A 17,443-nucleotide genomic window follows, 5' to 3' on the forward strand; every position below is an offset into this window, starting at 1 on the left:
AAAAAAGCCCCAATTAAGGGGCTTTTAGCGATTTAACTTGCCGACATTAAGTCAGGCTCTGCTCTAGGCTTGTGCCTGAGTATTATCCCTTAGGATAAACGTGAGCAACACCTTTGTGACAGTCAACACAAGTCTTACGCTTGTCTTCTTCTTTCTTGAAGTTGTTAGCGTGCATTCTCTTCGCCATCTTCTTCATAGTTTCAGGCTGGTTCTCGTAGATACGAGTGTGACAGTGCTGACAGTTAGCAGAGTCGTTGCCTTTGAAATACTTAAGCGCTAGATCGGCTTGCTCTTTACGGTTTTCATCCAACCACTCTTGAGTGTTGAAACCGTCGATAGTTAGGTAACCGTATAGATCTTTAGATACGATGATCTTCTTAACTAGGTACTTAACTGGGTTGTGTGGAAGGTGACAATCTTGACATTGTACCGTGATACCAGCACTACCGCCGCCGTGAGCAGATGCAAGCACTTCATCTTTCAATGAGTGGTTGCTGTGACAGCTCATACAGAACTCATCTGTACTCGTTGCGTGTAAAGTTTGCTGTGTAGCAAAGTAACCTACTACACCGACAACGACACCGACTACCAACAATGCCAGAATCGAAAATTTTGCGCTGGGTTTAAATAGTGCTCGCCAGTTCATCACTCATCTCCAAGTATTTAATTTTTATAGCGATGTAAGTTAACTTCATCTCTATTTATTTTTCCATTATAAACTAGATCTTACTCATATATCTGGAACTAAAAGTGCAAAATGAGACATGGCTCTAACTCTCTTTTCAGACCCCTGACCTGCTTATATTATATGCACTATTACTAAAGCTACTCTAACACCTTGATTATCGCAAGGTTAATACGCTATCAACTTGATATTAGAGCGGTTTGATTTATTTTCTTTGAAATTCTTTTAGATGTAAAAGTGAGACAAGCCACACACCTAAAATCAAAAAAATTATGATTTTTGAAACTTTTTCTATAGTTCCTAGGTCTCTTAAATTACATCCTCGGTGTTACACATCTTTGTTACAAGAAATAGGGTTAGGCATGCGCAAGCAAATTGTTTATTTAGTATTTTTCATCGCACTGGTTGGGCAATTTATATTGTCTCCAGCGATGGCTATGCCTAAATATTTACATGCTAGCTCCCATGCAGCTCAGCATAACGAGCCACAAGCCTCACACACGCAAACCATACTGGCTAATAGCTTAGCCTCCTCACATAGTGCAGACACTCAGATGAATTGTGACTCTGACATGCCAAATTTGAGTTTAATCAAAATCGATTGTGATGCCCTATGCGATATCTTAGGTGCAGGTAATTGCGTATCTCATTGTGTATCAGCACCGGGGATTATCGAACAACATCAATTGAGCCTAATCTCCCCCAACTCAACAGCCAGTGTACAAACTAGCTTTTGGTCACCTCAGACCGTTGAGCTCTCGTCCAGTAATCCCCCTCCCATCAGTATTTAAGCTGTATCTCACTTTTAGCGTTTTACAGAATCATTAGCCTTTCGTTATCGAGTCAAAAATTGATATTGAACTCTAATAACTGGGCTAGGGCTATCAGTCTTTTTCCTGAGCACTGATCGCTATATTAAGTATCTGACTTTGTTTGGAGTTTATTATGAAAAAGTTTATCAGCGTCATCGCACTATCAATTGCAAGTTTCGCCTCTCAAGCCGCTTCAGTGGCTTTTCCTGAGTCATTAGAAGTATTAGCCGTAAACGGACTCAGTAACGTCGATAGCCGTTACCTAGAGTTAGAGCAAGGGCAAAACCTCATTGAGGTTCAATATCGCGACTTGTTTGAAACCAATGCCGAAGATTCGAACTGGGTACGTTCAGAACCACTGTACCTCTATATCGAACTAGAAACGGCTGCCAACTATAAGGCATTCACACCTAGCATATTGTCTGAAGAAGACGCTTACCTATTCATCGATAACCCAACCATTAAGCTTAATGATGGCATGGGCACTGAAAAGCAGGTAAGCCTTATGACCCATGGTCAATTGATGGCCAAATTATTGTTATCAAAACAGTAAGATATTTATCTAATCTCAAATAGGAATGGCACATTGAACCAGCAAAATTGTGAAGTTAATCAATGTGCCGCTTAATTCCTATGGTAGACTTAACACAGTTTATTATTTGGAAACATCATGCTTAGCATAATCCGTCGCCATACATTGTTAGCCTTTACGCTACTCGCATTGTTGAGTCAGCTAGTGCTTTCTAATGGTTCGCTGATGGTGCCAAAAGCTATGGCTGATGATATGCCAATGATGAGCATGCAAGACGGAACAGACTGTCACCCAATGCAAATGGATGAAGACGCTCATTGCTGCGAAGTTGAAATGCAATCGCAAATGCTTCCCGGCAACGCTCAACCTTGCTGCAACGGCAATGGATCATGCCAGAGCGACTGCAGCCATTGCTTGGTAATTTCTGTAACAGGTACTCTGTTTAGTGCATCACCTTGGCCAGGGTTTAGCACTTCCGATATTGTAATGGCCACTCCAATGCCTCATTTCCACTCTATTTCATTGCCACAAGATTTAAGACCTCCCATCGCATAAATAGGGGCGCTGCGTCTCTATGCGAATATCTCTTTGTAAAAAAAGAAAACAAATTAATCTTAATCAGCAATTATTTAAGCCGTTAATTGTTCTGCTGCTCATTTTAAGCACAGGCATTCGGCCATCTATACGATGGAGTTGAGTTATGAAAACCCTTATAAGTTTAGCCTTATCTACCCTGCTATTTCTGTCTTTGACGGGTACAGCAACAGCAAATGAACACCATCATGGTGCCCATAAAAACCAACACGCTGTGCAAAATCAGGATTATGCTTGCCCTATGCATCCTGAAGTAACAGGTAACAAAGGTGATTCTTGTCCTAAATGCGGCATGGATCTGGAAGCTGCAAAGACTGCCGCTAAAGGCCATGGCAAAAACTGTGACTCTTGCCCTAATAAAGAGTCGTGCCCTAATAAAGCTGGAAAGCACCATAAGCATATGAGCAAGCATACCCATGCATGCCCTATGAACCCAGCGATTACAGGTCAAGCAGGCGACAGCTGCCCTAAATGCGGCATGGACTTAGAACCTATCGCAAAAGCCGATAACGCTAAAAACTGTGACTCTTGCCCGAACAAAGAGTCGTGCCCTAATAAAGCTAAAAAACACCACAAGCATATGAGCAAGCATACCCATGCATGCCCTATGAACCCGGCTATTACAGGTCAAGCAGGCGATAGCTGCCCTAAGTGTGGAATGGATCTAGAGCCTATCGCTACCGGCGACAAGGCAACTAAATCTGCTCACATGCATCACTAATACTTAGGGTGGAGATAAGGCATTATGAGTTTATTTAAGATAAAGAAATTGCATCAAACTGCGGTCTGCGCCTTAAGCCTTGCTTTGGCTGCGACCCCACAGTTGGGTTTTAGCCAGACGGCTGAAAGCAAAGAACATGCACCGACGCAGCAACATGAGAAGCATGGGGCTGTAAGCAAAGACTATTACTGCCCTATGCATCCAGAAGTGACTAGCCATGAGCCTGGTCGCTGCCCTGAGTGCAAGATGTTCCTCGTCAAAGATGAAGTAGCAGACAAATCCTCCACTATTGCGACGATTGAAAACTACTACTGCCCTATGCATCCAGAAGTGACTAGCCATGAACCTGGCCGTTGCCCTGAGTGCAAGATGTTCCTCGTCAAAGATGAAGTTAAAGATGAAATCACAGGTGAAGTAACTGATGAAGCATCTAACTCAGCAACTTCAGCGGCGGTTGAAAACTATTACTGCCCTATGCATCCAGAAGTGACCAGCCATGAACCTGGTCGCTGTCCAGAGTGCAAGATGTTCTTAGTTAAAGAAGAGGAAGAAGAGAGCACTGACAAGCATACGGATCATAATCACCCAACAACAGATTCGAAAGCCCCACAATCTCAAGCAGATAAGATATTAAGCCAACCTAAGCCAACCCTTGCACCCGCAGCGCAAAGTAGCGGCGATGGCAATATAAAGTACGTATGCCCTATGCATCCACACGTTGTTTCCGATGTTCCGGGATCCTGCCCGATATGCGGTATGGATCTTGAGAAAGTCACTATCGGCGGCGTCGGTGAAGAAGTTGTCGTTGGTGTATCAGGCGGTATGCAGCAAGCCTTAGGCATGCGCAGCGAGCAAGTCACCGAAGGTACGCTATGGAAGCTGGTGAAAACCATCGGCACGGTGGAGTATAACGAGAACGCCATCGGTCATAGCCATACTCGCGTCAATGGCTGGATTGAAACCTTAATGGTACATAACGTCGGTCAACGGGTGAAGAAAGGAGAATTGCTTTATGAGCTTTACTCTCCGGAGCTGATTAACGCTCAAGATGACTATATGCAAGCAGTCGACTACCTCAAGCAAGACAAAAGCCGTGGCCAAGGTTTATTGCGCAAGGCGCGCCTACGCCTTGAGTTATTAGGAGTCAGCTCGGCAACAATCAAACAGCTTGAGCGTACAGGCAAGACTGTCTATCGCGTGCCATTTTATGCCGAGCAAGATGGCTTTATCAGCAAGCTTACCGTACGTCACGGCATGTATGTTCAACCCGGCGATACCCTGTTTGAAATAGTCGATTTAAGCAGTGTGTGGATTATTGCCGATGTGTTTGAAAATGAACAGAGCTGGCTTGAGCAGGGCCGCCCAGTGGAAGTCACCTCTGCCGCTCAAGGGCTATTCGATCTCGAGTCGACCATAGACTATATCTATCCAGAGCTGGATCCTGTCTCACGCGCGATGCGAGTGCGGATTAAGCTAGACAATCCCAAGAAGTTACTTAAACCTGGCACCTTGGTCGATGTGAAACTATTCGGTGGCCCTAAGCGAGAAGTGCTGGCTATCCCAACCGAAGCACTGATCCTCACGGGTCGCGAGAATCGCGTAGTCGTCCAGCGTGACGATAACCGTTTTGCTTCTGTTCCCGTCAAAGTTGGCATGATTGCCCAAGGCAAGGCTGAGATTATCGAAGGCCTAAAGGTTGGCGACAAGGTGATTGTTTCTGGTCAGTTCTTATTAGACTCAGAAGCCAGTATTCAGGGCAGCTTGCAGCGCTTAAGTGGTAGTAATAGCGGCGAGAATAATAACGCTGCTAGCGATCCACACGCAAACCACTAATCGGAGACTGATTATGCTAGAAAAAATTATCAGTGCCTCGATTAAACAGCGAGCTATGGTGTTAGTCCTTACTGCGGTGATAGCCCTAATCGGCTATCAGGCGATGCGCATGACGCCTCTGGATGCACTGCCTGATTTGTCTGATGTACAGGTTATTGTCAAAACCTCCTATCCGGGGCAAGCGCCACAATTAGTGGAAGATCAGATAACCTATCCGTTATCCACCGCCATGCTGGCGGTGCCGGGCGCGAAAACCGTACGTGGTTTTTCAATGTTCGGTGACTCTTACGTCTACATTATTTTTGAAGACGGCACCGACATCTATTGGGCTCGTTCACGGGTTTTAGAATACCTGTCGCAAACTCAAGGTCAGCTGCCAGATAGCGTTACGCCAACTTTAGGCCCCGACGCGTCGGGTGTGGGCTGGGTGTTCCAATACGCCTTAGTCGACCGTAAGGGTAAGCATGACTTAGCTCAGCTACGCTCGTTACAGGATTGGTTTTTAAAACTTGAGCTGCAAAGTGTTGAAGGCGTATCAGAGGTGGCCACCATTGGCGGCATGGAACAGTCTTATCAGATCATCGTCGATCCTCATAAATTGGCGCTGTATCAGATTGATTTGATGACGGTCAAAAATGCCTTAGATAACTCCAACAGCTCCACTGGTGGTTCGGTTATCGAGATGGCTGAAGCCGAGTATATGATCACCTCTACGGGTTATCGCCAAACCTTGGCTGACTTTGAAGAGATCCCACTGGGTATCGTTTCGGAATCTGGCACGCCAGTATTGATGAAGGACGTGGCGCAGCTGCGCACTGGCCCCGCCGCACGCCGTGGTATCGCCGAGCTTAACGGTGAAGGCGAAGTGGTGGGTGGCATCGTGGTGATGCGTTACGGCGAGAATGCCCTCGCGACCATCAATAATGTTAAGCAGAAGCTGCAAGAGATTGAAAACGGACTACCCGATGGCGTTGAGTTAGTAATCACTTACGATCGCTCGGAGCTCATTCTCAACTCGGTGGATAACCTTAAGCATAAAGTGCTAGAAGAGATGCTTGTAGTCGCAGTCATCTGCCTGATCTTCCTGCTACACGCCCGCTCGACATTAGTGGCGATTATCTCGCTGCCGATCTCGATCCTTATCAGCTTTATCGTGATGAACATGATTGGCGTCAACGCCAATATCATGAGCTTAGGCGGTATTGCTATCGCCATTGGCGCCGTGGTGGATGCCGCCATTGTAATGGTTGAAAACACCCACAAACACCTAGAACATTATCGAGAGCAGCATAATGGTGCCACACCCACGGGTGAAGCCCATTGGGAGTTGGTACGCAAAGCATCTGTTGAGGTGGGGCCGGCGCTGTTTTTCAGTTTGCTGATCATCACCTTAAGTTTTGTTCCGGTATTTGCGCTAGAGGCGCAAGAAGGACGCCTGTTCCATCCGCTAGCCTTCACCAAAACCTTTGCCATGGCTGCGAGCGCCATATTGGCAATCACCTTAATCCCGGTATTAATGGGCTATTTCGTTCGCGGTAAGATCCCCGATGAGCGTAAGAACCCCATCAGCCGATTTTTAATTGCGATTTACGAGCCTACGCTACGCCTTGTGTTACGCTTTCCCAAGACCACCATCTTGTTGGCAATGCTAACTCTCGCAAGTGCTATCTACCCTATGACTAAGATGGGTAGTGAATTTATGCCTGAACTTGAAGAAGGCGATCTGCTCTATATGCCAACCACGCTGCCAAGCGTCAGTGCAGGTAAGGCTGCGGAGATCTTGCAGCAAACCGACAGGCTGATAAAAACCGTACCAGAGGTTAAACGGGTATTTGGTAAGGTCGGCCGCGCCATGACGGCAACGGATCCGGCGCCGCTAACCATGTTAGAGACCACCATCATGCTAAATCCTCGTGACACTTGGCGAGAAGGCATGACACTGGAGGGCATTATTGCGGAGCTACAGAAAACCGTCAAAGTACCCGGCATGACCAACGCTTGGGTGCAGCCGATCAAGACTCGTATCGATATGCTTTCTACCGGCGTGAGAACCCCTGTCGGCATTAAAATATCTGGTGCCGACATTGATGAGTTACAGCGTATAGGTACAGAGATAGAAGCCGTAGTAAGCAAACTCCCCGGCACTGAATCTGCATTTGCCCAGCGCACCAGCGGTGGACGCTATATTGATATCGAACCCAATCTTAAGAATGCAGCCCGCTACGGAATGACCCTAAAGGACATTCAAGACGTGGTGCAGATGGCGATTGGGGGGATGCAGGTGGGCCAATCTATTCAAGGCCAAGAACGCTACCCAATCAATATCCGCTACCCTCGTGAACTACGCGATAGTATCGAAAAGCTGGAAGATCTGCCGGTGCTCACTAAGACGGGGAAATACCTGCCCTTAGGCAATCTCGCGAGTATCAGCATCAGCGATGGTGCGCCTATGCTGGCCAGTGAAAACGGCCGCTTGATTAGTTGGGTATTTGTCGATTTGAAAGATATCTCTATCGGCGAATACATCACAACGGCTAGAGCCGCACTGGATAAACAGATCAGCTTACCACCGCGCTATAGCTATAGCTTTGCTGGTCAATATGAGTATATGCAGCGTGTTGAAGCCAAGATGCAGTTGGTCGTTCCCTTGATGCTTGCGGTGATCTTCATGTTACTCATGATGACCTTTAGCTCATTTATACAAGCATCGGTCATCATGTTAAGCCTGCCCTTCTCCCTCGTGGGAAGCGCTTGGTTGCTGTACTTGTTGAACTTTGATTTCTCCGTTGCCGTATCTGTGGGAATGATAGCGCTGGCAGGCGTTGCAGCTGAGTTTGGCGTAGTGATGCAGGTCTATTTGAATAACAGCATAAGGGATCGAAAACTCGCGGGCCTATACAGTAAGCGCAGTGACTTGAGCGAAGCGCTTATCCACGGTGCGGTAATGCGTATTCGTCCTAAGGCGATGACAGTCGCGACTATCTTCTTCGGCCTGTTACCAATCATGTGGGGGAGTGGTACGGGTAATGAGGTGATGCAGAAGATCGCCGCCCCTATGGTGGGTGGCATGGTCACCGCGCCTATCTTGTCGCTGTTTGTGATCCCGGCAATCTACTTGCTGATCTATGGCCGCTCTTTAAGTAAGGAATAGCTTTAAGCTTTACCGCAATGAAACAGGGTCGCAATATTGCGACCCTGTTACTTCCTACATTAAGCATTTAATCCTAATTGCCCATACGCAGCTCTATAATCGAAAAGAAGCCGCCGCTTGGGTCGTTAATCACCGCAAAACGTCCGACATTGGGAATATCAGTTGATGGCACACAAACCTTGCCTCCGAACTCCTCTACCTGCTTCACCTTTGAATCGCAGTCATCTACAGTGAAATAGATCATCCAATGAGCAGGCATGTCACCCCATTCCTGCGTCATTGCCATCATGCCACCAATATCTTGAGAGCCTACCTGCCATTCGGTGTAGTCCATCCCCTCCATATTGCTGTCCCTAACCCCCCACCCAAACACATGCGGGTAAAACTGCTTGGCTTCCTCAGGATCACGACAAGCAAGCTCTACCCAGCATAGGGTGTGAGTTTCTGCCGCGCGTTGTGCCCCGATGTGATTCTTAGCTTGCCAGAGCGCAAATCTGGCACCTTCAGGATCTTGAACTATCGCCATTCTTCCCGCCTCGCCCACATCATGGGGGCCAATCAAAAGAGTGCCACCAGCTCCAGTGACATCGACCAAGGAGGCATCTAGATTTTCTACCGCAAAGTACACAGTCCACTGCGTCGTATCGCCGTTGGCTATCATCTCTTCAGGCAACTGATACATGGCACCAATATCGTCACCATCGATAGCGAGCATGCTATAGGTACCTTGTGGTATTGGCATATCAACAACTTCCCAACCAAACAAAGCTTTATAAAACTGCTTACTGGCATCGATATCCAAAGAGGCTAACTCCATCCAGCATGGCTGGCCCTGAAAATATTGATCAACTTTCATCTTAAATTCCATGATTAACGGCGACCTAATCCTTTGAGTTAAGACCGCTTTGCACCAACTGTCCAACTCGCCGCCGAAAATCTCTTATCGCCAACCGAAATAGACCCTAAGCATGCTCAATTGAGATAAGCCTCAAATTTAAAACTAATGGACTATAATCTAGATCTAGCCATCATCACGGAAGATTGACAGTGCCTGTATTAGAACGAAGTTTACGTTACCTCTTTGTCCCTGTTGTCATCACCTTTCTCTATATCGTGGTCACTCAGCACCTATCGACAATATGGCAAGGCTGGCTACCTAAAATAAATGAGCTGCCCTATTATTTACTCGGCATCTCTGCAGTACTGGCACTGCAGTTTAATTGTTGGCGTATTAGTTACCTGTCGCTACTGCTGCTTGGGTACTACTACTTTGAATCGAGCCCGGTATTGCTTCCTGAAATGGCCCTATTGAATCAAGAGCAGGTGATCCTTGCTGGTAGCTTAATAATTACTTTCTTTGCCGCATTCAAAGACAGGGGCCTATTTTCAGTATATTTTTTCAAGTCAATTCTCGCGGTGGGGCTATGTGTCATTTTAACCTTAGGCTGGAGTGCTGCGATTACCTACCTCAACTCCGTCGATGCAGGGTTACTGCCAAATACACTCAAACTCCTCACTTCTTCATATGTTCCCATCGGCATTTCATGCATAGTACTTTGTACTTTTACCATTTGCCGCGCGACAGGTGTCGACTCCGCAATTATGGTCACACTATTCATCTGGCTATTTCATTTCTATCTGCCCAATGAGTTACCCCTGTCACTATTGCTAACCATACTAGCCATAGCATACTTAATCTCTATCTTAGTCAGGAGCCATAACCTTGCCTACAGAGATGAGCTGACAGGGCTAGGCTCCCGTCGCTCCCTAAATACCTTGGCCCAATCACTCAATAAGCACTATTGCCTCGCCATGGTTGATATCGACCACTTTAAAACCTTTAATGACACCTATGGCCATGATGTTGGTGATCAAGTGTTGCACTTGGTGGCGAAGAAACTCAGTAAGATCCAAGGGGGTGGCAAGGTATTTCGCTATGGCGGAGAAGAATTCACCATAGTGTTCGCGAATAAAAACATAGAAGCGGTATTGCCTCTATTGGAAGAGATCCGACGCAAAATCAGTCAATACAATATTGTGCTACGAAATCAGAGCCGTAAAAATAAGAGTAGACTTGATAGAAATACCAAACATAAACCGAATCAGACAGTGAACATTACCATTTCAATCGGGGTGGCCGAACAGCACGGTGAAGGCACATTCGAAAATACCTTGAAGAGAGCCGATAAGGCCCTCTACAAGGCGAAGAACAATGGTCGTAATTTGGTATTTGCCTAGTACAAGTTTTTGCCTAGCAAGTCACAAGCCCCCAAGCCTTATGTCTTGGGGGGACAGATATAACTAGATAGAATAAAAGTAGTAGATTTGTGACTTCATTCTAATCACGATTCCACGGATCACATCTAAGAATGCTAAGAACTCAATCGGTTTAGTGCCAGAGATCCACGCTAGGCCAACCGACCCCACAGGAATGTCGTAATCACCGGTTTCGGTCAGTTTAAGTCTGACAAAGTGGTGCTTATTATTCAGGTTCTGCCCCGTGGTTTGCCTTACGTTATCGTCTAAGGCGAGCAAGCGTCCCTGCGACTCACCAGTCGCTTCTACTATGCCCTCAACTTCGGCGCTAAACACCTTACCAGGGTAAACCGCAGAGGCGAACTCAGCTAGCTGACCCACCTTAACGTTGCGAATAGCCTGGTGGTTTACCCGCATCAATACATATTTTTCGTTAGTGTACATCTGCATGCGCGGCGCAACACCGACATACTGGCCTTCACGCATAATGAAGTTTGTCACGTAGCCATCTGTTGGTGCATAGATCTTGGTGTTATCTATGTTCCACTGAGCTTGAGCGACATTTTCATGCTCACTATTGAGATCAGATTGACGACTCTCTACAGCCAAACGAGACTTTTCAATATTCAGCAATGCCGTATGCTCAGCCATCTGCGCCTTCTCAATTTGAGTCGAGTAGGTCTGCACCTGTGCATTAGCCAGATCGACCGCCGTTTGCTGCTCATCTAACTGACTCTTAGTGATGGTATCGGGCACCACGCGGTTCTGCTCGACAAAACGTGCCAATGTCTTCTGTTTCCAGGCTAGATCTTTAGACGCTGCATCTAGCTGATTCTTGGTAATGCTGACGTCGGCTATCGCCACTTCATGCTGCTTCAAGGCTAGCTTTACATCTTCGTTAGCCAAAGACAGGTTTACCTTTGCGGTTTCCTGCGCCACCAACGCCTTATTCAACGCAATTTGATAGGGCTCGGCATCTAAATCATAAATAAGCTGACCAGCCTCAACCTGTTGGTTAGGCTTCACATAGATATTCTCGACCTTGCCGCGGATCTGAGAGTTTGCCGGACGCAGTTGAATATGGGGCGATTGCACCAAAGAGCCACCCGACAGATCCATTGGGGTGTAATTAAGTAAACCCACCCATACAAACATCAGCCAGCCTGTGCCACCCAAATATGCGAAGGCCTTACTATAGGTGTTCCATGGCATACCAATTAGGCGCAGAAGATAAATGAATAGTGCCCATACGGCTAATCCTTCAAGCATTGGTTTGCTCCTCTTTTACTGCCGAATCATTCGCTATTGCTTGCGGCTCTTTTTCACGCCACACATCTCGTATTCGCCTCAATGCTTTCTCGCCATCAACGAAAGCGACTATCACGGCGACAACCCAGACCCAGTGCCAGATGAAGCCTATCCAGGTGAGTGCGGTGATCAGCCCTATCTGATGATGCTGCTCCTTGTGGGCCTTATTAATTGGCAGCTCATGAATTTTCCAGAACCCATAAGCAGCTGCTGCAACCGTAAGCACCATCACGACTGCTGCGACGCCATGCAGGGCGCTATCCACGCCAGAATCGACGAATGGCATACTGAACAGACTCATAGAAAGAAACCTCAAAAAAGTGTTTTGGCTGCGTAGTTTGCCCGTCGCAATATTAAGAGCAAGACTAGATACACTTATGTATCAATTACTCCCACTTTATGATTCAATCAGACCTTAATTGTCACTAGGATAATCGCCATGCTGCTCAATACCGCCTTCATTCGCTCCTGCTATATTTCTCCTGTTTTAGAAGGTGTTGAAGCGCATTACGGTGTGCAAGCTGAGGCGTTAGGGATCCCAAAGCTGCTACTACAAGATCGGATGACGCTGATCCCTTTTACTCAAGTGTCAAAATGGTTTGAGCAGATAGAATCCCTAACAGGTGACGCGGATTATATGGTGAAGATCCAGAGCTACCTGACTTTAGCTAATCTCGAGGTTCCAGGTAACTGGTTTTTAAGCGCCCCTGACTTGGCCATCTCCTTTAGACGGATCAACCATGGTATTTGCAGCTTTCAATCTGGTGCTAGCTATTACGCTCAGCAGTCGGGAAAAATATTAAAGTGGTGCTACTGCAATGATTTTGTAAAGGGAAAGGCGCGCTCTCATGACTCGTTAAGAGTGGCTTTTACCCTATTTAACGCCATTAAAAACTATGTTGGTGATAGCTATAGTCCACGAAAAGTCAGGCTCAGCGGCCCACCCATTCTGCAGAAGGAAACCGAGGAGATCTTTGGCTGCCCAGTGTCTTGGAATGCGCCGCAAACTGAACTGTGGCTTGGCATCGACAGCCTACTCATGTTCACCGATGATTACAGCTACACGCCAGAGCCCTTGACCGCATCGATCCCCCTATCTCAATTAGAAAAGTATCTTAATATGCCGCAACCCATGGATACGCCTAAAGTCCTCTACGAGATGGTGAATTATTCCCGCTATTACGGTTTACCAAATGTCGATTCGGTAGCCGAGCTGTTTGGGATCTCTCGCCAACAACTGCAGAGGCGACTACAAAAGCTTGGATTTACCTTTACCTATCTATCTGGCTATATTCTTTGTAATCAGGCGATTAGATATATGCTGGAGGGGATGAATGTGGCTGAGATTGCGACACGTTTAGGCTATGCCAATTCACATAGCTTTAGTCGTTCATTTACACGATTTCGTCGTCAAACGCCGACTCAATATTTGAATAAGCTGAATCTAAATAGCAAAAAGCCTCTTTAAAAGAGGCTTTTGTTTTTTGATTGACCCGCAGCTAACGTCTAACCGTATAGTGGCAACATATCCGCCATCGCCAACAAGTGACATGCAGCAGTAATCACACCAAATAGAATCACAATAGCGATCACCACGTTGCCACCAGGCACTTTATAGCTAGTACTATCTGGATACATAGCCCTGACTTTATAAGCCATCATAGCTGGCACAATTGCCGCCCAGATAGTGGCAGCCAGCGCCGCAAAGCCAATAGCGATGAGGAAGCCATTTGGAAAGAGTAGACCAAGCAATGTCGGTGGAAGGAATGTCACCGCGGCAGTCTTTAATCGACCTGTTCGCGACTCATCAAACCCAAATAGATCCGCCAGATAATCAAATAGACCTAAGGTCACCCCCAAGAAAGACGAGGCTACGGCTAGGTTAGCAAACAGGGTTAACATAGTCGTTAACCAGTCACTCGCTATCACGCCAGATAGGGCATTCACTAGCACGCCCATGTTACCGCCCTGCTCTATGATATCAATAAAGCCAGTTCTAGAGATATTGCCCATGGTAGCAACAAGCCAGCAGATATAGATAACCAATGCTATGCCAGTACCGATCACTATAGCCTTGATAATGGTGCGGTGATCTTTACCATAATACTTAACCAGACTAGGCACATTACCATGATAGCCAAAGCTTACTAGACCAAAAGGCAGAGCTGCTAGCATATAAGGCAGATACTTGTTTTCACCATCGGGGCTCAATAGCTTCACCGACTCAACATCGAATAACAGATTACCCACTGCGAGGAAGAAGGTAATAATCATACCACCCAGCATCACTGTGGTAATTCTATCGACTGCCTTTGTGCTGATGATGACAATCGTCGCCAGCACACCTGCGAATACCAATCCGGCAACACTTTGTGGCAGATGAACACCTAGCCCTTCGAGACTATGATTAACGATTGAACCACCGCCACTGATATAGGCATAGGTCAAAATATACAGAACAAAGGCGATTGATAAGCCGTTAACGATACGCCAGAACTGGCCTAAGGTTGCCTTAGTCAAAGTATCGAAGCTCGCACCGGGCTCGAAATGCAAGTTAGTTTCAAGCAGCATTAGGCCCGACACCAACATACATAGCCACACGGCAGCCATCATCAATAGCGAATAACCGAACCACATTCCAGCGCCTACAACAGGTAAAGAAAACATACCTGCGCCGACAGCCGTCCCCGCAATAATCATTGCCCCACCTAACAGCGACTTACCTGCAACCTTGTTCTTGGCTGCATTCATATGATTTGCCATTAAGTATTCTGCTCCGCATGCACACTATCTACAATCGTTTGTCTTACGGACGAGCGTAACAGTAGATTCGCTCTCTCTTTAATACGTTTGATATCGCTGCACCCTTGATTATCAGCTAGGTAACCTAACTCTTTTAATTTGACACTCAGCGTAGCGTATAGCTTCTTGTCATAAAACTCTGGTGCAGTAATACCGTGAAGCGCACCTAATCTTTGTGCCAAACGGTGACTGTCTTTTTCAAGCTCTGAACGCTCGATATTCGGCTTAACTTCAAGCAAGTTAAACAAGATAGCGTAACGCTGCATGGTTTCACTGATCGTGCCCGAAAGCAGTAGCAACTGATTGATCTTGCTCTGCACAACTTCGAAGTGCTCCGCTTCAACTACAAGGCCTTGAGCGACAAAAATGTCGAGGATCTGGCTTGCGTATTGAGCAGGATCATCAATCCCCATAAACAATTCGGCTTCAAGCAGTGGGTAGAAATCATTTACAACACAGATAACATCTTCGCGACTGCAATTCTCTTTACGCAGTAAACAGGCTGCGATCAGAGATGGCAACACCATAAGGTGGATGATGTTATTGCGATAGTAGGTCATGGTGATCGCAATGCTTTGGTCAATCGAAATAATATCGCCTAGCGGATCGCTTTCAATCTGCAGCTTTTTAAGCTCTAACCCTTGAGAAACCAAGTCATGGCCCGTACCTTCTGGCACAGACGTATATTCGGTATATGGCTGCTCTTTTAAGATGGTTAGATACAAGTCTAACTGCTTCTCTAGCTGAGAGCGCTCCAGCGCATTTTGCTCTGACGCTAGCAATACCATACTGGTTAGGGTCACAGAGCTCACCGCCGCCGCATCGTTGATGTTAGTCATCACGCGATTAGCAAGCGTGTTCACCACAGGCGTTAACCAGCTAGGCTTCTGATCTGGGTCTTTAGCAATATCTTCACGCCAGCTCGGAGCCTGCTCGTTCAAGAAGTTATGCAAGGTGATCGGCTCACCAAAGTTAACGTAACCTTGACCAAAGTTGCCTAGTTTACGAATGGCGCCAAATACCTGCCAAACTGACTCTTTCTTTTTCTTCTTACCACTCAACTCTTTATGGTAAGTCGCCACTTCCATTACATGGTCATAGCCTAAATACACAGGCACTAGCGTCACAGGGCGTTCAACACCGCGCAACACACTGTTAAGTGTCATGGCGATCATTCCGGTTTTAGGTGCTAGCAGACGTCCGGTACGTGAACGACCGCCTTCTGTGAAATACTCTACCGAATAGCCTTTAGTAAATAGCTGATCTAAATATTCACGGAACACGGCGGTGTAAAGCTTGTTGCCACCGAAGCTGCGACGAATAAAGAATGCACCACCACGACGGAACGCAGGGCCTGCAGGCCAGAAGTTAAGGTTAATACCCGCTGCGATATGCGGTGGAACCATACCTTGATAATAAAGAATATAAGACAGTAGCAAGTAGTCCATATGACTTCGGTGACACGGCACATAGACAATCTCATGACCATCATGGTGCAACTGTCTTACCTGCTCGGCACCTTTAATGTTGATGCCTTTATAAAGCTTGTTCCATAGCCAAGTTAGGAAACGCTCGGCGATACGCACCAGACTATCTGAGTAATCCGCTGCCACTTCATCGAGGTACTCCATCGCTTTAGCGCGCGCTTCCGCCTCGGAGATCTTCTTGCTTGCCGCTTCTTCTTTAATCGCCTTAGTAATCGAATCCGATTTAAGTAAAGCGTGGAACAATGCCTGACGCTTAGGTAGCTGTGGGCCAGTCATTACCTTACGTTGACGCTGGAAATGCACCCTTGCGACACGAGCAAGCTTTTGAGCGATACGCTTATCTGTGCCGTGTTCATCGGCCATATAACGCAGTGAAACCGCATTAGAAAACTGTACGAAGTTGTGTCGACCCAAGAACAAGATCATTAAGCACTTGCGTAACCAAGTTGGATTTTGGCGCTCGAGCACCGCGGCGCGCATGGTGTCATCTTCTTTACCTGGGGTACGACCCCAATAAAGGCTGACAGGTACCAATTGAATGTCTAATTCGCGATTTTGCTTATGTACGCTAAGTAGTCTCTTGAAGCAATCTATGTACTGCTCACCACCTTCTCGCTGGCCAAAGAGAGGTTTACTCCCCTCAAGACAGACCACTCGTGGAGCCTTAATGCCATTGACTTCTAAGTCCTCGTAAGGGCTAGGTAGGCCAAGTTTTGCCGTCATTTCGCTAAGTGCTGCAATGTCACTGACAGATTCAGTTTTCATTACATAAGCGAGTGGCTTACTCGGATCTAAGTTGAGATCGTCGAATGGATCGTGAGGCACTACGACAGTGTGAACTAATTGACGCTGTAACCAGCGTAAAGATTTGAACCAAAGAGAGTCTTGTTTGGACATGATTTATTTGCAATGTTAGTCGCTTCTAATAAGGCGCTAGAATAGCAGATATTGAAATAGTTTGCGCGATTCTCTTATTACCGTACGCAATCGGGTTTGTACATTTATAGAACAATGACTTAGCTAAAAAAATATCACTAACGCTGCAATACTCTTGGATTAAATCTCGTTCATTCCAATTTAATACCTCTACCGAGTCGGTGAAACAATAAAACTAAATTTAACGGATAGTTAGGGGGAAAATTGACCAGAGTTCTTAAATCACTCTCGAGATATTTTGGCTAATCCGGCTCAGGGCCATAGGCAAGAGAATATTTATCCCTTTCTAGGTCTTTAGCGCAGTGCCCTCAAGCATCAACAAGCAC

The 17,443-nt window shown here is 46.5% G+C and carries 14 protein-coding genes; 8 read left to right on the forward strand and 6 right to left on the reverse strand.

The genetic code is table 11. From position 1 onward, the window contains the following. Positions 1 to 82: 82 nt before the first annotated feature. On the reverse strand, positions 83 to 646 hold the full coding sequence (locus Q1A86_RS03050) for a NapC/NirT family cytochrome c (RefSeq protein WP_299802812.1): 564 nt from the start codon (positions 644 to 646) through the stop codon (positions 83 to 85). Positions 647 to 1,047: 401 nt separating this feature from the next. Here Q1A86_RS03050 and Q1A86_RS03055 point away from each other — a divergent pair, with 401 nt between their 5' ends. From Q1A86_RS03055 to Q1A86_RS03080, 6 genes are all read left to right on the forward strand, one after another. Next, entirely contained in the window at positions 1,048 to 1,476 is a 429-nt protein-coding gene (locus Q1A86_RS03055; RefSeq protein WP_299802813.1) for a hypothetical protein, read from the forward strand. 154 nt (positions 1,477 to 1,630) lie between these two features. Then, positions 1,631 to 2,050, forward strand: coding sequence for a DUF2057 family protein (locus Q1A86_RS03060; protein ID WP_299802814.1), 420 nt, complete (start codon positions 1,631 to 1,633; stop codon positions 2,048 to 2,050). Positions 2,051 to 2,167: 117 nt separating this feature from the next. Beyond that, the gene (locus Q1A86_RS03065; protein WP_299802815.1) at positions 2,168 to 2,584 is read left to right on the forward strand and encodes a hypothetical protein; all 417 of its coding nucleotides are present in this window, start codon (positions 2,168 to 2,170) and stop codon (positions 2,582 to 2,584) included. 145 nt (positions 2,585 to 2,729) lie between these two features. Further along, a complete protein-coding gene (locus Q1A86_RS03070; protein WP_299802816.1) occupies positions 2,730 to 3,344 on the forward strand; it encodes a heavy metal-binding domain-containing protein in 615 nt (204 codons plus the stop codon). A 24-nt stretch (positions 3,345 to 3,368) separates the two neighbouring features. Then, positions 3,369 to 5,177: an efflux RND transporter periplasmic adaptor subunit gene (locus Q1A86_RS03075; protein WP_299802817.1), complete on the forward strand. Its 1,809-nt coding sequence runs from the start codon at positions 3,369 to 3,371 to the stop codon at positions 5,175 to 5,177. A 13-nt stretch (positions 5,178 to 5,190) separates the two neighbouring features. Next, a complete protein-coding gene (locus Q1A86_RS03080; RefSeq protein WP_299802818.1) occupies positions 5,191 to 8,328 on the forward strand; it encodes a CusA/CzcA family heavy metal efflux RND transporter in 3,138 nt (1,045 codons plus the stop codon). Between the two features lie 73 nt (positions 8,329 to 8,401). Here Q1A86_RS03080 and Q1A86_RS03085 read toward each other — a convergent pair whose 3' ends face one another. Further along, entirely contained in the window at positions 8,402 to 9,184 is a 783-nt protein-coding gene (locus tag Q1A86_RS03085) for a VOC family protein (RefSeq protein WP_299802819.1), read from the reverse strand. 191 nt (positions 9,185 to 9,375) lie between these two features. Between Q1A86_RS03085 and Q1A86_RS03090 the strand changes: the two genes are divergently transcribed. Continuing rightward, positions 9,376 to 10,566, forward strand: coding sequence for a GGDEF domain-containing protein (locus tag Q1A86_RS03090; RefSeq protein WP_299802820.1), 1,191 nt, complete (start codon positions 9,376 to 9,378; stop codon positions 10,564 to 10,566). 63 nt (positions 10,567 to 10,629) lie between these two features. Here the strand turns inward: Q1A86_RS03090 and Q1A86_RS03095 are convergent, their stop codons facing one another. Both Q1A86_RS03095 and Q1A86_RS03100 read right to left on the reverse strand, forming a co-directional pair. Continuing rightward, positions 10,630 to 11,853 (reverse strand): HlyD family secretion protein, encoded by a 1,224-nt coding sequence (locus Q1A86_RS03095; protein ID WP_299802821.1) that lies wholly within the window; start codon positions 11,851 to 11,853, stop codon positions 10,630 to 10,632. Continuing rightward, a complete protein-coding gene (locus Q1A86_RS03100; RefSeq protein ID WP_299802822.1) occupies positions 11,846 to 12,193 on the reverse strand; it encodes an MFS transporter in 348 nt (115 codons plus the stop codon). The genes Q1A86_RS03095 and Q1A86_RS03100 overlap by 8 nt, the downstream gene beginning before the upstream one ends. A 138-nt stretch (positions 12,194 to 12,331) precedes the next feature. Between Q1A86_RS03100 and Q1A86_RS03105 the strand changes: the two genes are divergently transcribed. After that, positions 12,332 to 13,360 carry an AraC family transcriptional regulator gene (locus tag Q1A86_RS03105; RefSeq protein ID WP_299802823.1) on the forward strand — a complete coding sequence of 343 codons (1,029 nt, stop codon included), beginning with the start codon at positions 12,332 to 12,334 and terminating at the stop codon, positions 13,358 to 13,360. A 38-nt stretch (positions 13,361 to 13,398) separates the two neighbouring features. Here the strand turns inward: Q1A86_RS03105 and mtr are convergent, their stop codons facing one another. Further along, a complete protein-coding gene (gene mtr, locus Q1A86_RS03110; protein WP_299802824.1) occupies positions 13,399 to 14,655 on the reverse strand; it encodes a tryptophan permease in 1,257 nt (418 codons plus the stop codon). Then, positions 14,655 to 17,078, reverse strand: a complete 2,424-nt coding sequence (plsB, locus tag Q1A86_RS03115; protein WP_299802825.1) for a glycerol-3-phosphate 1-O-acyltransferase PlsB — start codon at positions 17,076 to 17,078, stop codon at positions 14,655 to 14,657. Before plsB ends, mtr begins: the two co-directional genes overlap by 1 nt. Positions 17,079 to 17,443: the final 365 nt, after the last annotated feature.

The organism is uncultured Shewanella sp. (assembly GCF_947497935.1).
Taxonomy (GTDB): domain Bacteria; phylum Pseudomonadota; class Gammaproteobacteria; order Enterobacterales; family Shewanellaceae; genus Shewanella.

Excerpts from the sequence above, each read along its gene's own strand:
- Q1A86_RS03050 (WP_299802812.1), bottom strand. The coding sequence starts at position 646 with ATGAACTGGCGAGCACTATTTAAACCCAGCGCAAAATTTTCGATTCTG.
- Q1A86_RS03055 (WP_299802813.1), top strand. The coding sequence starts at position 1,048 with ATGCGCAAGCAAATTGTTTATTTAGTATTTTTCATCGCACTGGTTGGG.
- Q1A86_RS03060 (WP_299802814.1), top strand. The coding sequence starts at position 1,631 with ATGAAAAAGTTTATCAGCGTCATCGCACTATCAATTGCAAGTTTCGCC.
- Q1A86_RS03065 (WP_299802815.1), top strand. The coding sequence starts at position 2,168 with ATGCTTAGCATAATCCGTCGCCATACATTGTTAGCCTTTACGCTACTC.
- Q1A86_RS03070 (WP_299802816.1), top strand. The coding sequence starts at position 2,730 with ATGAAAACCCTTATAAGTTTAGCCTTATCTACCCTGCTATTTCTGTCT.
- Q1A86_RS03075 (WP_299802817.1), top strand. The coding sequence starts at position 3,369 with ATGAGTTTATTTAAGATAAAGAAATTGCATCAAACTGCGGTCTGCGCC.
- Q1A86_RS03080 (WP_299802818.1), top strand. The coding sequence starts at position 5,191 with ATGCTAGAAAAAATTATCAGTGCCTCGATTAAACAGCGAGCTATGGTG.
- Q1A86_RS03085 (WP_299802819.1), bottom strand. The coding sequence starts at position 9,184 with ATGAAAGTTGATCAATATTTTCAGGGCCAGCCATGCTGGATGGAGTTA.
- Q1A86_RS03095 (WP_299802821.1), bottom strand. The coding sequence starts at position 11,853 with ATGCTTGAAGGATTAGCCGTATGGGCACTATTCATTTATCTTCTGCGC.
- Q1A86_RS03100 (WP_299802822.1), bottom strand. The coding sequence starts at position 12,193 with ATGAGTCTGTTCAGTATGCCATTCGTCGATTCTGGCGTGGATAGCGCC.
- Q1A86_RS03105 (WP_299802823.1), top strand. The coding sequence starts at position 12,332 with ATGCTGCTCAATACCGCCTTCATTCGCTCCTGCTATATTTCTCCTGTT.
- mtr (WP_299802824.1), bottom strand. The coding sequence starts at position 14,655 with ATGGCAAATCATATGAATGCAGCCAAGAACAAGGTTGCAGGTAAGTCG.
- plsB (WP_299802825.1), bottom strand. The coding sequence starts at position 17,078 with ATGTCCAAACAAGACTCTCTTTGGTTCAAATCTTTACGCTGGTTACAG.